At 63.4% G+C, this 20,769-nt stretch carries 22 protein-coding genes; 19 read left to right on the top strand and 3 right to left on the bottom strand.

Translation table 11 applies throughout. The features are described 5' to 3' along the window. The first annotated feature begins 36 nt into the window (after positions 1 to 36). Positions 37 to 996: a homoserine kinase gene (gene thrB / locus AC1D75_RS23305; RefSeq protein WP_495517721.1), complete on the top strand. Its 960-nt coding sequence runs from the start codon at positions 37 to 39 to the stop codon at positions 994 to 996. 307 nt (positions 997 to 1,303) lie between these two features. Further along, the gene (gene rho, locus AC1D75_RS23300; protein ID WP_495517720.1) at positions 1,304 to 3,478 is read left to right on the top strand and encodes a transcription termination factor Rho; all 2,175 of its coding nucleotides are present in this window, start codon (positions 1,304 to 1,306) and stop codon (positions 3,476 to 3,478) included. 62 nt (positions 3,479 to 3,540) lie between these two features. Here the strand turns inward: rho and AC1D75_RS23295 are convergent, their stop codons facing one another. Beyond that, positions 3,541 to 4,212 carry a thioredoxin-like domain-containing protein gene (locus AC1D75_RS23295; RefSeq protein ID WP_495518389.1) on the bottom strand — a complete coding sequence of 224 codons (672 nt, stop codon included), beginning with the start codon at positions 4,210 to 4,212 and terminating at the stop codon, positions 3,541 to 3,543. 120 nt (positions 4,213 to 4,332) lie between these two features. Then, positions 4,333 to 5,049 carry a thioredoxin-like domain-containing protein gene (locus tag AC1D75_RS23290; protein ID WP_495517719.1) on the bottom strand — a complete coding sequence of 239 codons (717 nt, stop codon included), beginning with the start codon at positions 5,047 to 5,049 and terminating at the stop codon, positions 4,333 to 4,335. 202 nt (positions 5,050 to 5,251) lie between these two features. On the opposite strand from AC1D75_RS23290, the gene rpmE reads away from it, so the two are divergent. The 15 genes from rpmE to AC1D75_RS23215 all read left to right on the top strand — a co-directional run bounded on the left by rpmE (position 5,252) and on the right by AC1D75_RS23215 (position 17,943). After that, positions 5,252 to 5,488: a 50S ribosomal protein L31 gene (gene rpmE / locus AC1D75_RS23285; protein ID WP_482138683.1), complete on the top strand. Its 237-nt coding sequence runs from the start codon at positions 5,252 to 5,254 to the stop codon at positions 5,486 to 5,488. 129 nt (positions 5,489 to 5,617) lie between these two features. Further along, positions 5,618 to 6,694 (top strand): peptide chain release factor 1, encoded by a 1,077-nt coding sequence (gene prfA / locus AC1D75_RS23280; RefSeq protein ID WP_495517718.1) that lies wholly within the window; start codon positions 5,618 to 5,620, stop codon positions 6,692 to 6,694. Further along, complete coding sequence (gene prmC / locus AC1D75_RS23275) at positions 6,691 to 7,539, top strand: peptide chain release factor N(5)-glutamine methyltransferase (protein ID WP_495517717.1); 849 nt, start codon at positions 6,691 to 6,693, stop codon at positions 7,537 to 7,539. Before prfA ends, prmC begins: the two co-directional genes overlap by 4 nt. A gap of 32 nt (positions 7,540 to 7,571) precedes the next feature. After that, positions 7,572 to 8,225, top strand: coding sequence for an L-threonylcarbamoyladenylate synthase (locus AC1D75_RS23270; protein WP_495517716.1), 654 nt, complete (start codon positions 7,572 to 7,574; stop codon positions 8,223 to 8,225). A 33-nt stretch (positions 8,226 to 8,258) separates the two neighbouring features. Beyond that, the gene (locus AC1D75_RS23265; protein WP_495517715.1) at positions 8,259 to 9,476 is read left to right on the top strand and encodes a glycosyltransferase family 4 protein; all 1,218 of its coding nucleotides are present in this window, start codon (positions 8,259 to 8,261) and stop codon (positions 9,474 to 9,476) included. A 20-nt stretch (positions 9,477 to 9,496) separates the two neighbouring features. After that, a complete protein-coding gene (locus AC1D75_RS23260) occupies positions 9,497 to 9,967 on the top strand; it encodes a Cg1360 family ATP-synthase-associated protein (RefSeq protein WP_495517714.1) in 471 nt (156 codons plus the stop codon). Positions 9,968 to 10,218: 251 nt separating this feature from the next. After that, positions 10,219 to 11,052, top strand: a complete 834-nt coding sequence (atpB, locus tag AC1D75_RS23255) for a F0F1 ATP synthase subunit A (RefSeq protein WP_495518388.1) — start codon at positions 10,219 to 10,221, stop codon at positions 11,050 to 11,052. A 92-nt stretch (positions 11,053 to 11,144) separates the two neighbouring features. Beyond that, positions 11,145 to 11,381 carry an ATP synthase F0 subunit C gene (locus AC1D75_RS23250; protein ID WP_482138697.1) on the top strand — a complete coding sequence of 79 codons (237 nt, stop codon included), beginning with the start codon at positions 11,145 to 11,147 and terminating at the stop codon, positions 11,379 to 11,381. 4 nt (positions 11,382 to 11,385) lie between these two features. Beyond that, a complete protein-coding gene (locus AC1D75_RS23245; protein WP_495517713.1) occupies positions 11,386 to 11,937 on the top strand; it encodes a F0F1 ATP synthase subunit B in 552 nt (183 codons plus the stop codon). 5 nt (positions 11,938 to 11,942) lie between these two features. Continuing rightward, entirely contained in the window at positions 11,943 to 12,767 is an 825-nt protein-coding gene (locus AC1D75_RS23240) for a F0F1 ATP synthase subunit delta (protein ID WP_495517712.1), read from the top strand. Between the two features lie 72 nt (positions 12,768 to 12,839). Next, on the top strand, positions 12,840 to 14,468 hold the full coding sequence (gene atpA / locus AC1D75_RS23235) for a F0F1 ATP synthase subunit alpha (protein ID WP_495517711.1): 1,629 nt from the start codon (positions 12,840 to 12,842) through the stop codon (positions 14,466 to 14,468). Between the two features lie 59 nt (positions 14,469 to 14,527). Beyond that, the gene (locus AC1D75_RS23230; protein WP_495517710.1) at positions 14,528 to 15,445 is read left to right on the top strand and encodes a F0F1 ATP synthase subunit gamma; all 918 of its coding nucleotides are present in this window, start codon (positions 14,528 to 14,530) and stop codon (positions 15,443 to 15,445) included. Between the two features lie 87 nt (positions 15,446 to 15,532). Continuing rightward, entirely contained in the window at positions 15,533 to 16,981 is a 1,449-nt protein-coding gene (gene atpD, locus AC1D75_RS23225) for a F0F1 ATP synthase subunit beta (protein WP_495517709.1), read from the top strand. Between the two features lie 9 nt (positions 16,982 to 16,990). Further along, the gene (locus AC1D75_RS23220; protein WP_495517708.1) at positions 16,991 to 17,377 is read left to right on the top strand and encodes a F0F1 ATP synthase subunit epsilon; all 387 of its coding nucleotides are present in this window, start codon (positions 16,991 to 16,993) and stop codon (positions 17,375 to 17,377) included. A gap of 131 nt (positions 17,378 to 17,508) precedes the next feature. Continuing rightward, positions 17,509 to 17,943 carry a DUF2550 domain-containing protein gene (locus AC1D75_RS23215; protein ID WP_495517707.1) on the top strand — a complete coding sequence of 145 codons (435 nt, stop codon included), beginning with the start codon at positions 17,509 to 17,511 and terminating at the stop codon, positions 17,941 to 17,943. Positions 17,944 to 18,035: 92 nt separating this feature from the next. On the opposite strand, the gene AC1D75_RS23210 is transcribed toward AC1D75_RS23215, so the two are convergent. After that, the gene (locus AC1D75_RS23210) at positions 18,036 to 18,668 is read right to left on the bottom strand and encodes a cob(I)yrinic acid a,c-diamide adenosyltransferase (RefSeq protein ID WP_495517706.1); all 633 of its coding nucleotides are present in this window, start codon (positions 18,666 to 18,668) and stop codon (positions 18,036 to 18,038) included. Between AC1D75_RS23210 and AC1D75_RS23205 the strand changes: the two genes are divergently transcribed. Together AC1D75_RS23205 and murA are read left to right on the top strand one after the other, a co-directional pair. Beyond that, entirely contained in the window at positions 18,667 to 19,218 is a 552-nt protein-coding gene (locus tag AC1D75_RS23205; RefSeq protein ID WP_495517705.1) for an SRPBCC family protein, read from the top strand. The two genes, AC1D75_RS23210 and AC1D75_RS23205, sit on opposite strands and share 2 nt — an antisense overlap. A gap of 54 nt (positions 19,219 to 19,272) precedes the next feature. Next, positions 19,273 to 20,556, top strand: a complete 1,284-nt coding sequence (gene murA / locus AC1D75_RS23200; RefSeq protein WP_495517704.1) for a UDP-N-acetylglucosamine 1-carboxyvinyltransferase — start codon at positions 19,273 to 19,275, stop codon at positions 20,554 to 20,556. Positions 20,557 to 20,769: the final 213 nt, after the last annotated feature.

The following is a 20,769-nucleotide window of genomic DNA, read 5'->3' as shown; positions in this document are numbered from 1 at the left end:
TCGTGCCGAACGTCCTCGCGAGTTGATGGGCGCGGTATGAACCCTGTTCTGCCTGTTGGCCTGCAGGTGCGCGCTCGCGTGCCGGCATCGAGTGCCAACCTGGGGCCCGGCTTCGATTCGCTGGGTATCGCGTTGGGGATCTACGACGATGTCTCGGTGACCGTCTCCGGCCCCGGTCTGCGGATCACCGTGAGCGGGGAAGGTGCGCAAGGGGTTCCCCTGGACGAACGCCATCTGGTGGTGCGTGCGATCAACCGTGGGCTCGAGGCGGCCGGCGTCACGGCCGCGGGTCTGGATGTCGAGTGCCGCAACAGCATTCCGCACTCCCGTGGCCTGGGTTCGTCGGCTTCCGCGGTGGTCGGGGGACTGGCCGCGGCAGCCGGACTGGTTCGCGCGGCCGGTGTGGGCATCCCATTGTCGACCGACGCGCTCGTGCAGTTGGCCTCGGAGTTCGAGGGGCACCCCGACAACGCGTCGGCCAGTGTTCTCGGCTCGGCGGTGGTGTCGTGGTCGGAGGCGGCCTGCGGTGAGGTCCCGGCGGTGCTGGAGAACGGTGCGCCGCACGAGGTGAGCTATTTCGCCCGGAAACTGGATGTCCATCCGTCCATCCGGGCTTTTGTGATGATTCCGCAGGTCGAGTCGTCGACCGCCGTCACCCGCGGGCTTCTGCCCGACGCGGTCGCACGGGTGGACGCGGTCTTCAACGTCAGTCGTGTCGCGCTCGCGGTGGTGGCACTGACCACCGAACCGGGCCTTCTTTTCCCCGCAACCGAGGATCGGCTGCACCAGGACTACCGCGCCCCCGTCATGCCCGCCACCGCGGAAATGGTTCGTTGGTTGCGGGACCGACATGTTCCCGCCACCGTCTCCGGTGCCGGCCCCACCGTCCTTGCACTCACAGCGTCATCGTTGCCCGCCGGATCGCAGGAGAAGGCAGCTGAACTGGGATTTGTGCTCGACGAGGTAGAGATCGCGCCGGGAGTAGTCGTACACTGAAAAGCGGCCGGGTCAGCTGACTCATCCACTGTCAGGGAACACGCCGTCATCGCTGGGTGTTGCTCATACTGTTGAACGTGGTTAGCATGTACCCGTCCAGCCGCGAAAGTTTCACCACGCGTGCTTCTCACAAGAAATGTGAAATTCTACGGTCAGAGCCCGCGGGCGTCATTCCGTGAAATCGAAGCGCGGCATACGACACAAAGCCTAAAAGACCGCTCCAAATAGCGGCACCTCTCACCTGGTCTCCGGGTGCGAGAAACACTGCCCCCGCGAATCTACCGGCGGGGGAAGGAAAGGATATCCGTTGACGGATACGGACCTCATCACTGCACAGGGTGCGGAAAACACGCTTGACCTCGGCGGAGTCGACACTCCCAAAGCCGAACGTCGTCGTGGCACCGGACTGTCGGGGATGGTTCTCACCGAGTTGCGCGGCCTCGCCGGCGAGCTCGGCATCAAAGGCACGTCAGGTATGCGTAAGAGTGACCTGATCGCGGCCATCAAGGAGCGCCAGAGCGGTTCGACCGCCGCTGCTGCGCCTGCAAAGACCAAGACAGCCACCAAGGCGCCTGCCGAGAAGGCCAAGGCCGATGTTGCCGCGCCGAAGAACGCGGCCGAGGGTCAGTCGACCGAAACGAAGACCGAGCAGGCCACGAAGGCCGAAGCCGTGCAGGATGCCAAGAAGGCGCCGGTTGTCGAGGCCAAGGAAGAGTCGGCCCCGGTTCGCCGTGACCGGCGACGTGGCGCGTCCACCGACAACGCGGACCCGGCAGTCAAAGACGCCGGTTCCGAGACCTCCGCGCAGATCACCGCAGAATCAGGTGACGACAACGAGTCTGCCGACGGATCTGATGCGCGTCGTCAGCGTCGTCGCGGTCGCGATGGTCAAGACCGCACCGGAACGAACCGTGACGGCCAGGGCGCTCGGGACAACCAGGGCGCTCGCGACAACCAGGGCGGACGCGACAACCAGTCCGGTGGACAGGGCCGCGAAGGCGGACAGAACCGCGACCGGGGCAGCGAAACCCGGACCGCGGACCGCGACAACCGTGGTGATAACCGCGGTGATACCCGTGGTGGCGACAACCGTGGTGGCGACAACCGTGGTGGCGACAACCGGAACGCAGACCGCGACAACCGCGGTGGCGACAACCGGAACGCCGGCAACCAGAACAGCGGTCCGCGCAACAACAATCGTGACAACGGTCCCGACGATGACGGAGACGGTGACGGCCGCGGCCGTCGTGGACGTCGCTTCCGCGAGCGTCGCCGTGGACGCGATCGCACCGACGGTCCCGGTGGCAGCGGCGAGCCGCAGGTATCGGACGACGATGTGTTGCAGCCGGTCGCGGGCATCCTCGACGTCCTCGACAACTACGCGTTCGTGCGGACCTCCGGCTACCTGGCCGGTTCGAACGACGTCTACGTGTCGATGAACCTGATCCGCAAGAACGGTCTGCGTCGCGGTGACGCGATCACCGGCGCGGTTAAGGTGGCCCGTGAAGGCGACCAGTCCAATCAGCGTCAGAAGTTCAACCCGTTGGTCCGGCTCGATTCGGTGAACGGTGCCGACGTCGAAACCGCCAAGCGGCGACCGGAATTCAACAAGTTGACCCCGCTGTACCCGAACCAGCGACTGCGGTTGGAGACCACCAGCGATCAGATCTCGACCCGCGTCATCGACTTGGTCATGCCCATCGGCAAGGGCCAGCGTGCGCTGATCGTCTCGCCTCCCAAGGCGGGTAAGACCACGATCCTGCAGAACATCGCCAACGCGATCTCGATCAACAACCCCGAGTGCTACCTGATGGTCGTGCTGGTCGACGAGCGGCCTGAAGAGGTCACCGACATGCAGCGTTCGGTCAAGGGTGAGGTCATCGCCTCGACCTTCGACCGGCCGCCGTCAGATCACACGTCGGTCGCCGAGCTTGCCATCGAGCGGGCCAAGCGTCTCGTCGAAGACGGTAAAGATGTTGTGGTTCTGCTCGATTCGATCACCCGCCTGGGTCGCGCCTATAACAACGCGTCGCCGGCATCGGGCCGAATCCTGTCCGGTGGTGTCGATTCCACGGCGCTGTACCCGCCCAAGCGTTTCCTGGGAGCGGCTCGGAACATCGAGAACGGTGGCTCGTTGACGATCATCGCCTCGGCGCTGGTCGAGACCGGATCCACCGGTGACACCGTGATCTTCGAGGAGTTCAAGGGCACCGGCAACGCCGAGCTCAAACTGGACCGCAAGATCTCGGAGCGACGCGTGTTCCCGGCCGTGGACGTCAACCTGTCCAGCACGCGTAAGGACGAGCTGCTGCTGTCGCCGGAAGAGTTCTCGATCGTGCACAAGCTGCGCCGTGTGCTCTCCGGGTTGGACTCACAACAGGCCATCGACCTACTGGTCAGCCAGTTGAAGAAGACCAAGAACAACATGGAGTTCCTGATGCAGGTGCAGAAGACCGCACCGGGGAACATGAAGGACGACTGAATCGTCCCCGGCACCAACAACAAACCCACCTCTTCCGATTCAGGAAGAGGTGGGTTTGTTCGTCAGCTCTCGGGAACGGTGCCCTGTCCCGGATCGAAGGGTGGGGGATCGGCGGGGTCGAATCGTCCCGGCACCGTCGCGCACGTGGCGCCGGGTTCGGGATAGCCGGTCGCCGAGGGACTTTCGTCGTACACACCGGATTGCGTGTTCTGCCGGGTCGCGGTGATGAACTGGTCGATCCGCGGATCGTCGACGTCGGCGACCTTGAGTTGGTGTCCCCAGGATTGCAGCGAGATCGGCTGGTCCAGACCGGGATACGGGGACATCAGCATGTAGTTGAGGCCATCGACCCGCTGCTCGAGTTCGGCGATCTCGTCCGCATCGAGATCGTCGGGGTTGTAGGTGACCCACACGGCGCCGTGTTCGAGGGAGTGGACGGCGTTCTCTGTTCGGATGGCGGTGGGGTAGACCATGCCGGTGCAGGTGGCCCAGACCGAGTCGTGTCGCCCGCCCATGGGCGGCGAGTACGTGTATTTGACCTTCTGGTTGTCCAGGACGTGCTCGGCCGCCGGGTAGAAGACCTTCAGCACGCCGTCGATCTGATCGGTCGGATCGGGATTGGAGCTGCTGGGCACGAAGTCCCGGGTCGAACTGCCGCCGCTTGCGCCGGTGGTGGTCGCGGCCTGTGGGTCGCCCGTCTGGGACGAACTGCACGCACTCAGGCCGATGACCAGAAGTAGTCCGGTTGCGGCGAGCTTGACCACTGGTTTCACGTTCACACCTGTCTGATCGGCTTGATCGGGGCGTCGATCTGCTGGGCCATCATCCTGTCAGAAGCGGCTTCCGATGAGATGTCAGGTCTCGGGCACCGTGCCTGGTCCGGGCTCGAACGGTGGGGGATCGGCGGGATCGAAGGCATCCGGCACGGCGGTACAACTGGTACCCGGGGTCGGGTGGGCGGTGGCGGCCGGATCCTCGGGATACACGTTCGACTGCGCGTTCTGTTTGGTGGCGGTGATGAACTGGTCGATCCGCGGGTCGTCGGCGCTCGCGACCTTGAGTTGGTGTCCCCAGGATTGCACGGAGATCGGTTGGTCCAGACCCGGATACGGCGACATGAGCGTGTATTCCACATTCGCGACCCGCTCGGCAAGCGCGTCGACCGCAGCGACGTCGAGATCGGGGCTGTACGTGATCCAGACCGCCCCGTGTTCGAGCGAATGGACGGCTGTCTCGTTGCGGATCGCCACGGGGTACACCACTCCGGTGCATCCGGCCCAGGCCCAGTCGTGGGTTCCGCCGAACGGTGGCGAATACGTGTAGCGCACCTTTTCATCACGTTCGACGTGAGCCGGGGACGGGTAGTAGACCTTCAGCACGCCTTCGATCTGATCGGTCGGATCAGGATTGAGTCCGCTGGGGACGAAATCCAGGAGTGAGAGGCTGTCGGTGGCCGCCGGTGGCGTGCCCTCCGGGCGTCCCGAGGCATCGTCCGACTGTGTTGAACTGCAGGCGGTCAACCCGATGAGCAGTGCAAATACGGTCGTTGCGAAGCGTGCGGCGTGTGTCAACGTCAAACCTGCCTGGCCGGAATGAACTCGGGCGCGTTGTTGTTGGGATTATCGTGCCGCAAGAACTAGGGCAGCTACTCAACTGGTACCAGCGATTGGCAGGTCGGGAGGCTGTTCTGGCATACTGAGCGGTCGAGTCCGGTTCCGGTTCACACCTTCGATCCGCGCAGGTGACCCGGCGACCATGAAAGGGACACCAGAAATGAAGCAGGGAATTCACCCCGAATACGTCGAGACCACTGTGGTCTGCGGCTGCGGGAACACTTTCCAGACCCATTCCACCCAGGTTTCGGGTCGGATCAACGTCGAGGTCTGCTCGCAGTGCCACCCGTTCTACACGGGCAAGCAGAAGATTCTCGACACCGGTGGCCGTGTTGCGCGCTTCGAGAAGCGCTACGGCAAGCGGGCCGCTGCAAAGAAAGACGCAGCAGACAACTAGCTTGTACGACCGGCGTCTGACTCTGCCCTGCGGCAGGTCAGGCGCCGGTTTCTTTTTTCTTCCGCAGCCCAATCCGCTCGACCCACCGTCGGATCGGGTGCCGCAGCCACACCGTCAAGGAAACAGGTCATGAGCATCTCCGATCCGTCCGCGATCGACGACATCCTTGCCGAGCATGCCGGCTTGCAGAGCCAGATGTCCGATCCGTCGTTACACGACGATCCGACAGCCGCCCGGCGCGTGGGCAAACGATTCGCCGAACTCGCTCCGATCATGGCGACCTACACGAAACTTCAGGCCGCACAGGGCGATCTGGAAGCCGCGCGCGAACTCGCGGCCGACGACAGTGCTTTTGCCGCCGAGATCCCGGAGCTCGAGCAGACGGTCGCTGCCCTCGATCAAACGCTCACCGACCTGCTCTCCCCACGCGATCCGCACGATGGCGATGACGTGGTCCTGGAGGTCAAGTCCGGGGCCGGCGGTGAGGAATCGGCGCTGTTCGCCTCCGATCTCGCACGGATGTATCTCAAATACTGTGAGCGCCAGGGCTGGAAGGCGCAGATCCTGGGTCTGACCGAATCCGACCTGGGTGGATACAAGGACGCCACCATCTCGATCAAGTCGAAGGGCGACGGACCGGACGGCGTGTGGTCGCGGTTGAAGTTCGAGGGCGGTGTGCACCGCGTTCAGCGCGTGCCGGTCACCGAGTCGCAGGGCCGCATCCACACCTCGGCGGCCGGTGTCCTGATCTACCCGGAACCCGATGAGGTCGAACGGGTCCAGATCGACGAGTCCGATCTCCGGGTCGACGTATACCGCAGCTCCGGCAAGGGGGGACAGGGCGTCAACACCACCGACTCGGCGGTGCGGCTCACCCATCTGCCCACCGGGATCGTGGTGACCTGCCAGAACGAGCGTTCCCAGCTGCAGAACAAGGCGCGGGCGATGCAGGTCCTGGCCGCCCGGTTGCAGGCCGCCGCAGAAGAGGCCGCCAACGCCGAAGCGTCGCAGGGTCGGGCCGCACAGATCCGCACCGTCGACCGCTCCGAGCGAATCCGCACCTACAACTACCCGGAAAACCGCGTCACCGACCATCGCATCGGCTACAAAGCCCAGAATCTCGACGCGGTGCTCGCCGGTGACATGGATGCGCTCCTCGACGCGCTGCGGGCCGCGGATCGTCAGGCCCGCCTCGAGGCGGAGTGAACGCCAGAGATGTCCGCCGGGCTGCGGTCGCGCAGCTGATCGCGGCCGGAGTTCCGAATGCGCAGGTGGATGCCGGGCTGCTGCTGGCATTCGTGCTGAATCGGTCGGTCGGTGAACTGATCGCCGTCGATGAGCTGTCGGATACCGACGCTGCCCGCTATCGCGAACTCGTCGACCGCCGCGCGCAGCGCGAACCGCTGCAGCACATCATCGGGCGCGTCGCATTCGGGCCGATCGAGATCGAAGTCGGCCCGGGGGTCTTCATCCCACGAATGGAAACCGAACTGCTCCACGCGTGGGCGGTGACTCGGATCGAGGCGATGACAGATCCTGTGGTCGTCGATCTGTGCAGCGGAAGCGGCGCGCTGGCCCTGGCGTTGGCCGCCTCCCACCCCGGGGCGCGGGTCCACGCGGTCGAAATCGACGGCGGTGCCCATAAATGGTTGCGCCACAACTTGTCTCGTATGCCCGCCGACGTCCGGGACCGGGTCACCGTCCACCTGGGCGATGCGGCAGACCCGAACATCTTGCCCGACATCACTGCCGACTTGGTGGTGTCGAATCCGCCCTACATCCCGGTGGGCGCAGACCTGCCTGCCGAGGTGGCCGATCACGATCCGGCACTGGCGTTGTTCGGTGGTGCCGACGGGATGTCGGTGATCACACCGATGATCTCGGTGATTGCGCGGATCCTGCGACCGGGTTGCGCGGTGGGGATCGAGCATGACGACAGCACCGGTGACCTGGTGATGGATGCGCTCGAGGCCGACGGACACTTCGACTCGATCAACCAGAAACTCGATCTCGCCGGACGTCCGCGGTTCGTCACCGCCACGCGTCGCTGATCACACGCCGGCAACGTGCAAGGATGGACGCCGTGAGCACTACGTTCGATTGCAGCAATCCCGGATCTCGGTCCGCAGGCCTGCGCGCCGCGGTCGGCGCCGTCAAAGGTGGGCGCCTGATCGTCATGCCCACCGACACCCTCTACGGAATCGGTTGTGACGCTTTCGATTCCGAGTCGGTGAACAACCTGCTGGCCGCCAAGGGCCGCGGCCGTGACATGCCCGTGCCGGTCCTGGTCGGGTCGTGGACGACGATCGATGGCCTGGTGCTGTCGGTGTCACCGACCGCCCGCGAGCTGACCCGCGCGTTCTGGCCCGGTGGGCTGAGTCTGGTTGTGCACCAGGCGCCGTCACTCGCCTGGGATTTGGGCGACACCCGCGGCACCGTGATGCTGCGGATGCCCTTGCATCCGGTGGCGATCGAGGTGCTGCGTGAGGTGGGCCCGATGGCGGTTTCGAGCGCGAACGTCTCCGGCCGCCCTCCTGCGACCACGGTCGAGCAGGCCCGGGAGCAGTTGGGGGAGTCCGTTGCGGTCTATCTCGACGGTGGACCTGCGGCAAAGGCGGTGCCGTCGACGATCGTCGACCTCACCGATGTCACACCCAAGATCCTTCGGGAAGGTGCGATCAGCGCCGAAGAAATCGCCGAGGTCATCGGCACCGAGGTCGAGAGTCTTCGGGTCTGACCCGCATGCCCGCCCCCTGTAGCGTCCCTATCCGTGGCCTATTCGACAACGTTGAATGAGGGCAGTGGTGTGTTGATTGCCGCCCAGTCCGGCCTCACCAGCAGTGGTGCGGGTGTGCCGCTGCGCGAATTGATGCTGGTCGGGCTGTGCGCAGCGCTGATCACGTACCTGATCACCGGCCTGGTGCGAGTTGTCGCGACCCGCACCGGTGCGGTTGCGGTGCCGCGCAACCGGGACGTCCACGCGGTACCGACGCCCCGACTGGGTGGCGTCGGCATGTATATCGGTGTCCTCGCCGGAATGGTCCTGGCCGGTGAGCTGCCCGCGTTGACCCGGGGCTTCGACTACACCGACGACATGAACGCCGTCGTGGTGGCGGGCGGGGTCATCGTCCTGGTCGGCATCATCGATGACCGGTGGGGGATCGACGCGCTCACGAAGTTCGTCGGTCAGCTCACCGCTGCCGGTGTTCTGGTGATCATGGGGCTGAGCTGGACGGTGGTGGCGGTGCCGTTCGGGGACATCGGAACCGTTGTGCTCGATCCGCTGCAGTCGGGGCTGCTCACCGTTGCGGTCACCGTCGCGACCGTCAATGCAATGAACTTTGTCGACGGCCTCGACGGCCTGGCCGCCGGTCTGGCCCTGATCGCGGCGCTGGCGATCTGTGCCTTCTCGCTGGGTCTGCTGCACGATCAGGGTGGCGACGTCAGCTACTACCCGCCGGCCCTCATCGCGGCGATTCTCGCGGGCGCCTGTCTCGGGTTCCTCCCGCACAACTTCCAGCCCGCCCGCATCTTCATGGGCGACTCCGGTTCGATGCTCATCGGGCTGATGCTGGCCGCGGCGTCGACCAGTGCCTCCGGTCGGATCGCCGTCAACGCGTACGGTCCGGCAGATGTCTTCACGCTGCTCTCGCCGATCATCCTGGTGGCAGCGGTCATGTTCATCCCGATGCTCGACATGTTGCTCGCGGTCATCCGGCGTACCCGTGCAGGCGTCGGTTTCTATACACCGGACAAGATGCACCTGCACCACCGGTTGCTCGAGCTCGGTCACTCCCATCGCCGGGTGGTTCTGGTGATCTACCTCTGGGTGGGAGTGCTGGCATTCAGTGCTGCTGCCAGCACGCTCTTCTCGGCTTCTGTGGTGCTTCCGGTACTGGGTGGAGGACTGATCATCGCGATGCTCGCGACGATCGTTCCCCGGCTGCGGAACCGGCACCGAACGGGTGTGAGTATCAGCGGTTCGTGAACGACCCTTACCCTGGAGGGGTGAACGAAGCTTCTGAACCAGCACTGACCACCACAAACGACTCGAAACAGCTCACCCCATTGCAGAAGGCGATCCGCTACGGCGCGCTCGGACTTGTTGTACTGACCGTGATCAGCGTGGGTGTCTGGGCGTTGATCGACGGCACCGAGGGCTTGTGGGGCGCGCTGGTGGGCGCGGCGTTCGGCGGCGGATTCATCCTCTTCACGGTGATCGTTGTCGTGTTGACTGCCAATGTGTCGCCGACAACGGGCGGGGCCATCCTGATGGGCACCTGGCTACTCAAACTGTTGCTGGCCATGCTCGCCCTGGCGGCGCTGAGCAATGTCGATTCGCTCAACCATGTCGCCCTCGGGGTGACCGCCCTCATCGCGATGATCATCGTGCTGGCCTGCGAGACCTACGCGATCATGACCACCAAAGTGCCGTACGTCGATGTCGGGCCCGATGGCCACGTTGACGACGAGGACTGAATCCGGACATACTACACAGGGTAGTAATGGCCACTGGTAGATACCCGCACTATGAGGGTCACCTACGGTGTTGCTATCGTTGGCCCGCAGAAGAGAACCGGACTTGACCAGCCCGGTGCTCAGACTGCCGTGCCACGCGTGAAGGCGCAGAAATGCGACTTCGGCCCAGGGGAGACCGGGGGCGTGTACGGCACGAAATCTGAAAGAACTTTTTTGCCAGATCTGAACTTATGTCCGGTCGAACTGCAGGCATGCTGCCTGCGGCCAGAGCACGGGAGAGAGTGCTGAGCGTCTTGAACCTCGCGGCAGGCGACGGGGGTTACCACCCGCCCTCGCTGTCCGACTTTTACCCTGATGCAGTCCTTTTTGAAGGAACGATCTTCGAACTCGATCGTCTGATGCTGATCCGGCTGTTGATGGCCGGTGTTTGTGTCGTCTTCTTCTTGCTGGCCTTCCGGAGCCCGAAGCTGGTTCCCCGCGGCCTGCAGAACGCAGGCGAGATGGCGTTGGACTTCGTCCGTATCCAGATCGCAGAGAGTGTCCTCGGCAAAGAGAACGGGAAGCGTTTCCTCCCGATCTTGGTGACGATATTCTTCACGGTGTTGTTCCTGAACTTCTCCGGTGTGATCCCGCTCTTGAACATCTCCTCCAACGGTTTGATCGGTATGCCGATCGTGTTGGCTGCGCTGGCGTACATCGTTTTCAACTACGTCGGCATCAAGAAGTACGGCTTCTTCGGTTATGTGAAATCGAGCATCGTGGTGCCGGATGTGCCGCCCGCGCTGCACATCCTGCTGATCCCGATCGAGTTCCTCTCGACCTTCATTCTGCGGCCGTTCACGCTGACGGTCCGTCTGATGGCCAATATGCTTGCCGGTCACATCCTGTTGGTACTGTTTTTCAGCGCCACCCAGTACTTCTTCTTCACCACGGAGGCCTGGACCTGGATCTTCGGCTTGCCGGCATTGCTCGGCGGCATCGCATTCACTTTCTTCGAACTCTTGGTGATCGTGTTGCAGGCATACATCTTCGCCCTGCTGACTGCCGTCTATATCGACCTGGCTGAACACGCCGCCGACCACTGACCGAAGCTTCACCACCAGATTCATCTAGACCAACAAACTGGCCGCTGCGGCTAACCTCGCCCAGCGGATCAAGAAGAAAGGGATCCAACACCATGAGCAACCTCGCGCAAGTTTCCGGTGAGATCAGCGAACTCAACTTCGGCGCCATCGGATACGGTCTGGCTGCCATCGGCCCCGGTATCGGTATCGGTATCGTCGTCGGCAAGACCATCGAGGGCACCGCGCGTCAGCCGGAGCTCGCCGGCCAGCTGCGTACCACCATGTTCCTTGGTATCGCATTCACCGAAGCGCTGGCCTTGATCGGCTTGGTTGCCGGCTTCATCTTCTGATCCGATGAGTGCCAACTCCTTGATTCTCGCCGCCGAAGAGGAATCTCATAATCCTCTTCTGCCTGCGACCTACGACATCACCTGGTCCATCGTGGCCCTGGTGGTTGTGGGACTCGTCTTCTGGAAGCTCGTACTTCCACGTGCACAGAAGGTTCTCGAAGAGCGCACCGACGGCATCGTCGGTGGACTCAAGCGGGCCGCTGATGCACAACTCGAAGCCGACGCCCTGCTCAAGCAGCGTGAAGAGCAGCTGCTCGAAACCCGTGCAGTCGCCGCTCAGATTCGCGAGGACGCACGACTGCGCGGACAAGAAATCGTCGCCGAGCTTCGCGCTCAAGGCGAAGCCGAAAGTGCGCGCATCGTTGCTGCCGGACGCTCACAGCTGAAGGCCGAACGCGATCAGATCGTCACCGAACTCCGGTCGGACCTCGGTCGGACCGCCGTTGACCTGGCGGAGAAGATCGTCGGCGAGCACCTGGAAGAAAGCGCCAAGCGCGGACAGACCGTTGATCGGTTCCTGGCTGAGCTCGACGCGACTTCAGCGCAGAGGAAGTGAAGGCGATGTACGCAGCCAGCCGCGACGCTTTGAGCGGTACCCGGGCAATTCTGGCCGAGACGATTTCAGCAGCCGGCGGCAACGCCGCCACGGCCGCGCAGCAGATCGGATCCGATCTGTTCGCAGTTGTCGGGTTCCTCGACAGCGAGCGATCGTTGCGTACCGCGTTCGGCGACATCTCCGCACCTGTGGATGTTCGGCAGGGTCTGGCCCGCCAGTTGTTCGGCAGCCAGATCGGTGCCGACTCGCTGGCGGTGGTGGTCGAGGCAGTCGGCCGTGACTGGTCGAACACCTCCGATCTGCTGGACGGGCTTGAACTCCTCGGTCGCGAGGCGTACCTCAAGTCGGCGGCCGAAGCGGGAACACTTGACGCTGTCGAGGAAGAACTGTTCTTGCTCGGCCGGACGGTCGCGGCTCATCCCGAGCTCGAGATCATCCTCAAAGACAAGTCCCGTTCGGCCAAGGCACGCCAGGGACTGCTGGCGTCGCTGACGACCGGCAAGGTGTCTGCGGTCACCGAAGCACTCGCGTTGCAGTCGATCGCCCGGTTGTTCGATCAGAAGCCGGCCGACGCACTGGACGCGTTGTCGAACCTGGCCGCCGGACAGCGGGATCGTCTGGTTGCGAAGGTGCGGGCGTCCGTCGAGATGACGAGCTCGCAGGTGGAAGCCTTGACGTCCACGCTGACGCGCATCTACAACCAGCCGGTCATCACCCATGTTGTCGTCGATCAGGACCTGCTCTCGGGCTTGGTCGTCAAGATCGGTGACGAAGTGATCGACGGTTCGGGCGCCGGCCGACTGGCCACGATCCGCAAGTCGCTGGGCTGAGCCTCGCCGCAGACGACGCACCACACCGATTCCACAAAACTCACGACCACGCAGGAAGAGCAGGGCAAGAATATGGCGGAGTTGACGATCACCTCCGATGAGATCCGAAGTGCGATTGAAACGTACACCTCGAATTTCTCAACGGAAGTTGCACGTGACGAGGTCGGGTATGTCACTGATACCAGCGACGGAATCGCACACATCAGTGGACTGCCGTCCGCGATGTCGAACGAACTCCTCGAGTTCCCCGGCGGCGTCCTCGGCGTAGCGCTGAACCTCGACGAATCCGAGATCGGCGCAGTCATCCTCGGTGACTACAACACTCTCGAAGAAGGCCAGGAAGTCCGCCGCACCGGAGACGTGTTGTCTGTCCCCGTCGGCGACAACTTCCTCGGCCGCGTCGTGGACCCGCTCGGCAAGCCGATCGACGGCCGCGGCGAGATCGTGTCCTCGGAGAACCGTGTCCTCGAACTCCAGGCGGCTTCGGTGCTCGAACGCCAGCCCGTCGAGGAGTCACTGGCGACCGGTATCAAGGCCATCGACGCCATGACCGCAATCGGTCGTGGACAGCGTCAGCTGATCATCGGCGACCGCAAGACCGGCAAGACCGCGGTCTGCATCGACGCGATCCTGAACCAGAAGGCCAACTGGGAAACCGGTGACCCCAACAAGCAGGTTCGCTGCATCTACGTGGCAATCGGCCAGAAGGGTTCGACCATCGCGGGCGTCAAGACCGCTCTCGAAGAGTCGGGCGCGATGGCTTACACCACGATCGTTGCTGCTCCGGCTTCGGACTCCGCCGGCTTCAAGTGGCTCGCACCGTACACCGGTTCGGCCATCGGTCAGCACTGGATGTACGAGGGCAAGCACGTCCTCATCGTGTTCGACGATCTGTCGAAGCAGGCTGAGGCCTACCGCGCGATCTCGTTGCTGCTGCGTCGTCCGCCGGGCCGCGAGGCGTACCCCGGTGACGTCTTCTACTTGCACTCACGTCTGCTGGAGCGTTGCGCCAAGCTCTCGGACGAGATGGGTGGCGGTTCGATGACCGGTCTGCCGATCATCGAGACCAAGGCCAACGACGTCTCGGCGTTCATCCCGACCAACGTCATCTCGATCACCGACGGTCAGGTCTTCCTCGAGTCCGACCTCTTCAACAAGGGTGTTCGTCCGGCGATCAACGTCGGTACGTCCGTCTCCCGTGTTGGTGGCGCCGCACAGACCAAGGGCCTGAAGAAGGTTTCGGGTTCGCTGCGCCTGGAGCTCGCTCAGTTCCGTGAGCTGGAAGCCTTCTCGGCCTTCGCCTCGGACCTCGACGATGCCTCGAAGGCTCAGCTCGATCGTGGTGCCCGCTGGGTGGAGTTGCTCAAGCAGGATCAGTTCTCCCCGGTATCGGTCGAGGACCAGATCGTCTCGATCTACCTCGCCGGTGAAGGCCACTTCGACACGGTCCCCATCGAGGATGTCCGGCGGTACGAGGCGGAGCTGCTCAACGAGCTGCATCGCACTGCTTCCGGTGTCTACGAGACCATCGCAGGCGGCAAGGCACTGACCGACGAGGCCGCTCATGCTCTCGTGGCCGCTGCTGACAAGTACAAGGACAATTTCTTGGCCAGCGAGAAGTCTGACACCGTGAACGAAGCAGCTGCTTCGGCTCTCGCCGCAGACAAGGTCGAGGACGAAACCGTCAAAGTACGCAAGTAATAGGGAATCGTTTGATGATTGGTAAAGGTTTGACGGGCCGGGAAGGGCTGTGACAGTAGATGGCTAGCATTCGCGAGCTACGTTCGCGCATCCGGTCTGTGCAATCGACCAAGAAGATCACGAAGGCACAGGAGCTGATCGCGACTTCGCGCATCACCAAGGCTCAGGCTCGTGTGGCGGCCTCGAAGCCGTATTCGGAGGAGATCACTGCGGTCCTCTCTGAGTTGGCTTCGAGCGCCACCTCGCTGACGCATCCGTTGCTGACGGCGCGTCCCGAACCGAAACGTGCTGCGGTCCTGATCGTTACGAGCGACCGTGGCATGGCCGGCGGCTACAACTCGAATGTCCTGCGCGAGGCTCGCCGGCTCATCGAGTTGCTGACCGACGAGGGCAAGGACGTCGTTCTTTTTGTCACAGGGCAGAAGGGCACGACGTACTTCAACTTCCGGAAGATGCCGATCCAGGGCAGCTGGACCGGGTTCTCTCAGCAGCCGGCCTACGCCGATGCCTGGAACGCCTCTGAGCACCTGATCGAACTGTTCATGGCGGGTTCGGGCACCTCGGTCGAGTCGCCTGACGGCACTCAGACCGAGGGCGTCGATGAGTTCCACATCGTGTACACGCGCTTCGTCAGCATGCTGACGCAGACACCGGTTGTTCGTCGCGTCGCACCCCTGGTGGTGAGCGTGGACGAGAGCGGGGAGAGCACGGGAGCTTCTCGGAACTACGAGTTCGAGCCGGGTCCAGAAGCGCTGCTGTCGGCGTTGCTGCCGAAGTACGTGGCGACCCGCGTGTTCTCGGCGCTGCTCGACTCGGCTGCGTCGGAGTCGGCAGCTCGCCGTACCGCCATGAAGGCGGCTACGGACAACGCCGAAGAGTTGGTCACCAACTTGTCCCGTGAGGCGAACCAGCTCCGACAGGCCCAGATCACACAAGAGATCAGCGAGATCGTCGGCGGTGTGGATGCCCTTTCGTAGCAGGACTCGACACTTTTCAGGCAGCCGGCCGGTGGGGTCGCGGTTCGCGAAACATGCCAATGCCATCGTCACAGAGGAAGAGACATCATGACCACAACTGAAACCCAAACTTCCCGGAAGGGTTCCGCTGGGCTGACCGGCCGCGTCGTGCGTGTCATCGGTCCGGTCGTCGACGTGGAGTTCCCGCGCGGCGCCATTCCGCCACTGTTCAACGCACTGCACGCCGACATCGCACTGAAGTCGGTTGCCAAGAAGCTGACGCTCGAGGTTGCCCAGCACCTCGGCGACAACCTGGTTCGCACCATCTCGATGCAGCCGACCGACGGTCTGACCCGCGGCACCGAGGTGACCGACACCGACAAGCCGATCTCGGTTCCCGTCGGTGACGTCGTCAAGGGCCACGTGTTCAACGCACTCGGCGATTGCCTCGACGCACCGGGCACCGGTCGCGACGGCGAGCAGTGGGGCATCCACCGGAAGCCCCCGGCCTTCGATCAGCTCGAGGGCAAGACCGAGATCCTCGAGACCGGCATCAAGGTCATCGACCTGCTGACCCCGTACGTCAAGGGCGGCAAGATCGGTCTGTTCGGTGGTGCCGGTGTCGGCAAGACCGTTCTGATCCAGGAGATGATCACCCGTATCGCTCGCGAGTTCTCCGGCACCTCGGTGTTCGCAGGCGTCGGTGAGCGTACCCGTGAGGGCACCGACCTCCACCTCGAAATGGAGGAGATGGGCGTTCTGCAGGACACCGCGTTGGTGTTCGGCCAGATGGATGAGCCGCCGGGCACGCGTATGCGCGTCGCCCTGTCCGCGCTGACGATGGCGGAGTACTTCCGTGACGTCAAGCGTCAGGACGTGCTGCTGTTCATCGACAACATCTTCCGTTTCACGCAGGCCGGTTCCGAGGTCTCCACGCTGCTCGGCCGTATGCCGTCTGCCGTCGGTTACCAGCCGACGCTGGCTGACGAGATGGGCGAGCTGCAGGAGCGCATCACCTCGACGCGTGGCAACTCGATCACCTCGCTGCAGGCCATCTATGTGCCCGCCGACGACTACACCGACCCGGCGCCGGCGACCACGTTCGCCCACCTGGATGCCACCACGGAGCTCTCGCGTCCGATTTCACAGCTCGGTATCTACCCGGCTGTGGACCCTCTGACGTCGACTTCTCGGATCCTCGAGGCCTCGATCGTCGGTGACGAGCACTTCCGCGTCGCCAACGAGGTCAAGCGCATCCTGCAGAAGTACAAGGAACTCCAGGACATCATCGCGATTCTTGGTATGGATGAGCTCTCCGAGGAGGACAAGATCACCGTGCAGCGTGCACGGCGTATCCAGAAGTTCCTCGGACAGAACTTCATCGTTGCCGAGAAGTTCACCGGCCAGAAGGGTTCGGTTGTGCCGCTTGCCGACACGATCGAGGCTTTCGACAAGGTCGCCAAGGGTGAATACGATCATCTTCCCGAGCAGGCGTTCAACAGCTGTGGTGGACTCGACGACGTCGAGGCCGCCGCCAAGAAGATCACCGGAAAGTGATATCACCCGATGCCTGACACGCCATTTCACGTCGAGTTGGTCGCGGTTGAATCGCGTATTTACTCCGGCGAAGCAACGTTTGTAGTGGCTCAGACCACCGAGGGCGCTGTTGGTCTGTTGGCCAAACACGAGCCGATGCTGGGTCAGTTGGCACCGGGCGGATATGTCGCGATCGACGAGGTCGATGGCAAGCGCCGCGTGGCAGCTGTTCAGGGTGGTTTCATCTCGGTCACCGGTGAGGTCGTCACGATTCTCGCCGAGTCCGCCGAGTGGGCTCGCGACGTCGACGAGGCTGCCGAGCGTTCGGTTCTCTCCTCTGCCGAAAAGGGCAGTATCGAGTACCTGCGTGCCGAATCGCGTCTGCGCGCGGTGGAAGTACTGCAGCAAGTCAAATAAAGTGCCGCGCGAATGGCATCCTGTAGAGCAGGGGCCGTTCGAATGGCTAATTGTTCTACGGTCCCCGCAAACTTCAGACAAGTTTGCGGGGATCGTCGTATATGTGGCGGGGGCTGAAGGAGGTGTCGTCTGTGGACTGGAATCTGGCTGCCCTTGCGGTGATCGTGCTTGTTCTTGTGTTTGTGCTTTACATGCTTTATCGGATCAACGAGCTACGTGGTTCGGGTACCTCGGCTTTGTTGCGTGAGCTACCTGCAGATGACGGCCGGGCCTGGCGGCACGGGGTGGTCCGCTATGACGACAACGCGCTCGAGTACTTCCGCCTTCGCAGGGTGCTGCCCGGTCCGCAGCGTCTGGTGCTGCGGCAAGCCGTGACCGTGAGCGGTCGACGGTCGCCAACGGCATCGGAGGCCGATGTCATCGACAACGACATGGTCATCCTTGAGCTCGCCGATCGTGACGGCGAGTTCGAGCTCGCCCTCGACAGCGGTGGTGTCACCGCATTCCAGTCGTGGCTCGAGTCTCGGCCGTCACAGCGCGCAGAACGCCGCCGCCGCGACCACTAGCGCCCACCGATCACCAGCGCCGACGAGTGTCGTTCCGTCCGACAAAAGAGGCCCAGACCGAAACCGGTCTGGGCCTTTCTCGTGTCGTTTGCTCAGTCGTCCTTCGACCCGCCCGCGTTCGTCTCGGGCCGGGTCGTGTCACGTTCGGCGCGCTTGCGCTGCTCTCCTGGCTGCCACAGGATGTCGCCGCCGGGGTTCGCGATCCTCGACAGGATGAACAGCAGATCGGAGAGTCGGTTGAGATACTGCGCAGGCAGGGGACTGGTGTTGTCCGGGAAGGCCTCGATGGCCGCCCATGCCGTCCGCTCGGCGCGCCGCGTGACCGTTCGTGCGACGTGCAGGTACGCACTGAGCGGGCTACCGCCGGGCAGGATGAATGAATTGAGCGGCTCGAGCTTGTCGGTGTAGTGATCGCACCAGACCTCGAGGTCGTCGATGTAGCTCTGCAGGATGCGCAGCGGCGGGTATTTGGGATCCTCGACCACCGGAGTCGAGAGGTCGGCGCCTGCATCGAACAGGTCGTTCTGTACCCGTAACAGGATCTCGGCTACGTCGGAGGTCGGGTTGCCCATTGCCAGAGCAACACCGATCGCGGCATTGGCCTCGTCGCAATCGGCATAGGCCAGCACACGTGGATCGTTTTTGGATACGCGCGAGAAGTCGCTGAGTCCGGTGGTTCCCGCATCGCCGGTACGGGTGTAGATGCGGGTCAGATGAACAGCCATGAGAGCAAAGCTACCCGGTATCCTCGCAGTGGTAATGGCCGGTCAGGGCCGCGACCACTTCAACCGGGAGTCTCCGTTGGCGCCACAGCCTTACACCATCGAACGATCCATCACGATCGCCGCTCCGGCCGAGGCGATCTTCCCGTTGATCGTGGATTTCCACCAGTGGACGCTGTGGTCGCCCTGGGAGGGGTTGGATCCATCGCTCGAGCGGACGTATGGCGGACCGGCCGGTGCGGTGGGCGGTAGCTACGGTTGGAAGGGCAATCGGAAAGCGGGCCAGGGATCGATGACCGTGACCGATCTTGTTGCCCCGGAGTCGGTGTCGATGCAATTGGACTTCCTCAAGCCATTCAAGGCGTCCAATCTGGCGACCTTCACTCTCAGTGAGGATCTCGCGGCCGCAGGTACCGTCGTGAACTGGTCCATGACGGGCGAAAATGCCGGGGTGGCAAAGCTATTCGCCAAAATCGTGCCCACCGACAAACTGGTGGGCAACGATTTCGAGAAGGGACTCGCCTCGCTGAAGCTCGTAGTCGAGAACCGGTGAACACTATTGCGGGCCGTCGGTCGCCGCCGCGTTCCGGTCGCCTAGGCTACGTCCGTGGTTGATGATCGTTTTTTGGTGACCGGGGGCGCGCGACTGACCGGTGAGGTCGAAGTCGTGGGCGCCAAGAACAGTGTTCTCAAGTTGATGGCTGCGGCGTTACTCGCCGAGGGTAGGACGACCATCACGAATTGCCCGCAGATCCTGGATGTGCCGTTGATGGCCGACGTCCTGCGGGGCCTGGGCGCTGTGGTGAGCCATGACGGCGACACCGTGGTGATCGATACGCCTGCGGAACTGAAGTTTCACGCCGATTTCGACGCGGTGAAACAGTTCCGGGCATCGGTCTGTGTGCTCGGTCCACTGGTGGCGCGTTGCCGGCGGGCGGTGGTTGCTCTACCAGGTGGCGATGCGATCGGGTCGCGCCCGCTGGACATGCATCAGGCCGGTCTGCGGCTACTCGGCGCGCACAGCGTGATCGAACACGGGTGTGTGGTCGCCGAGGCCGACAAACTGATCGGTGCGCCGATCAGTCTGGAGTTCCCGTCCGTGGGTGCCACCGAGAACATCCTGATGGCGTCGGTGCTGGCCGAGGGTGTGACAACCATCGACAATGCCGCTCGCGAGCCCGAGATCGTCGATCTCTGCGTGATGTTGCAGCAGATGGGCGCGAAGATCAGCGGTGAAGGTACCTCGACCTTGACGGTCGAGGGTGTCGAGCGGTTACAGCCGGTGACCCATCGGGTGATCGGCGATCGGATTGTCGCCTCGACCTGGGCTATCGCCGCTGTCATGACGCGAGGCGATATCACGGTTCGCGGGGTCGATCCTCGCCATCTGCAGTTGGTGCTGTCCAAGCTCGTCGGCGCCGGGGCGTCGGTGTCCCAGTTCGAGGACGGCTTCCGCGTTGTCCAGGTGGGCAGGCCCGTGGCCGTCAACTATTCGACGCTGCCATTTCCCGGTTTCCCCACCGACCTACAGCCGATGGCCATCGGACTGGCCGCGATCAGCGAAGGCATGTCGGTGATCACCGAAAACGTCTTCGAGGCCCGCTTCCGGTTTGTCGAGGAGATGGTGCGGTTGGGTGCAGACGCTCGGACCGACGGCCATCACGCGGTGATCCGTGGCATCGAACAGCTGTCGAGCGCACCGGTGTGGAGTTCGGACATCCGGGCCGGCGCCGGGTTGGTTCTGGCCGGTCTGGTCGCCGACGGTGTGACCGAAGTGCACGACGTCTCGCATATCGACCGCGGCTATCCCGATTTCGTCGAGATCATGCGCAGCCTTGGTGGCGAGATCGTGCGTGTGACGCCGGATTCGACCCCGGGCACTGACCGGTAGGTTGTCAACGCAACGCGCCAGGAGCTGCCCGGTGGTGGTCATCACAAGGGCAACTTCGGGTGAAAGTTGCCGTCCGGTTACGTTGACGGCGGCGTCATGAGGCGACTGACCTGCGCGGATGCTGCTCGAAGGCCCTGCGCACCAGGCGATTTGACGCCGACGGACTTGTTCCCGTAACTTTCTTCAAGTCAGCGAGTGAGGCGCCGGAGAGCA

The sequence above is a fragment of the Williamsia sp. Y712 genome (assembly GCF_059445525.1).
The sequence above is the reverse complement of the archived record's forward strand: the minus strand, read 5'-3'. Positions and strand labels throughout refer to the sequence as shown.

Excerpts from the sequence above, each read along its gene's own strand:
- AC1D75_RS23240 (WP_495517712.1), top strand. The coding sequence starts at position 11,943 with ATGTACGCAGCCAGCCGCGACGCTTTGAGCGGTACCCGGGCAATTCTG.
- AC1D75_RS23230 (WP_495517710.1), top strand. The coding sequence starts at position 14,528 with ATGGCTAGCATTCGCGAGCTACGTTCGCGCATCCGGTCTGTGCAATCG.
- thrB (WP_495517721.1), top strand. The coding sequence starts at position 37 with ATGAACCCTGTTCTGCCTGTTGGCCTGCAGGTGCGCGCTCGCGTGCCG.
- AC1D75_RS23250 (WP_482138697.1), top strand. The coding sequence starts at position 11,145 with ATGAGCAACCTCGCGCAAGTTTCCGGTGAGATCAGCGAACTCAACTTC.
- AC1D75_RS23210 (WP_495517706.1), bottom strand. The coding sequence starts at position 18,668 with ATGGCTGTTCATCTGACCCGCATCTACACCCGTACCGGCGATGCGGGA.
- AC1D75_RS23220 (WP_495517708.1), top strand. The coding sequence starts at position 16,991 with ATGCCTGACACGCCATTTCACGTCGAGTTGGTCGCGGTTGAATCGCGT.
- atpD (WP_495517709.1), top strand. The coding sequence starts at position 15,533 with ATGACCACAACTGAAACCCAAACTTCCCGGAAGGGTTCCGCTGGGCTG.
- AC1D75_RS23245 (WP_495517713.1), top strand. The coding sequence starts at position 11,386 with ATGAGTGCCAACTCCTTGATTCTCGCCGCCGAAGAGGAATCTCATAAT.
- atpB (WP_495518388.1), top strand. The coding sequence starts at position 10,219 with ATGCTGCCTGCGGCCAGAGCACGGGAGAGAGTGCTGAGCGTCTTGAAC.
- rpmE (WP_482138683.1), top strand. The coding sequence starts at position 5,252 with ATGAAGCAGGGAATTCACCCCGAATACGTCGAGACCACTGTGGTCTGC.
- AC1D75_RS23205 (WP_495517705.1), top strand. The coding sequence starts at position 18,667 with ATGAGAGCAAAGCTACCCGGTATCCTCGCAGTGGTAATGGCCGGTCAG.
- prfA (WP_495517718.1), top strand. The coding sequence starts at position 5,618 with ATGAGCATCTCCGATCCGTCCGCGATCGACGACATCCTTGCCGAGCAT.
- atpA (WP_495517711.1), top strand. The coding sequence starts at position 12,840 with ATGGCGGAGTTGACGATCACCTCCGATGAGATCCGAAGTGCGATTGAA.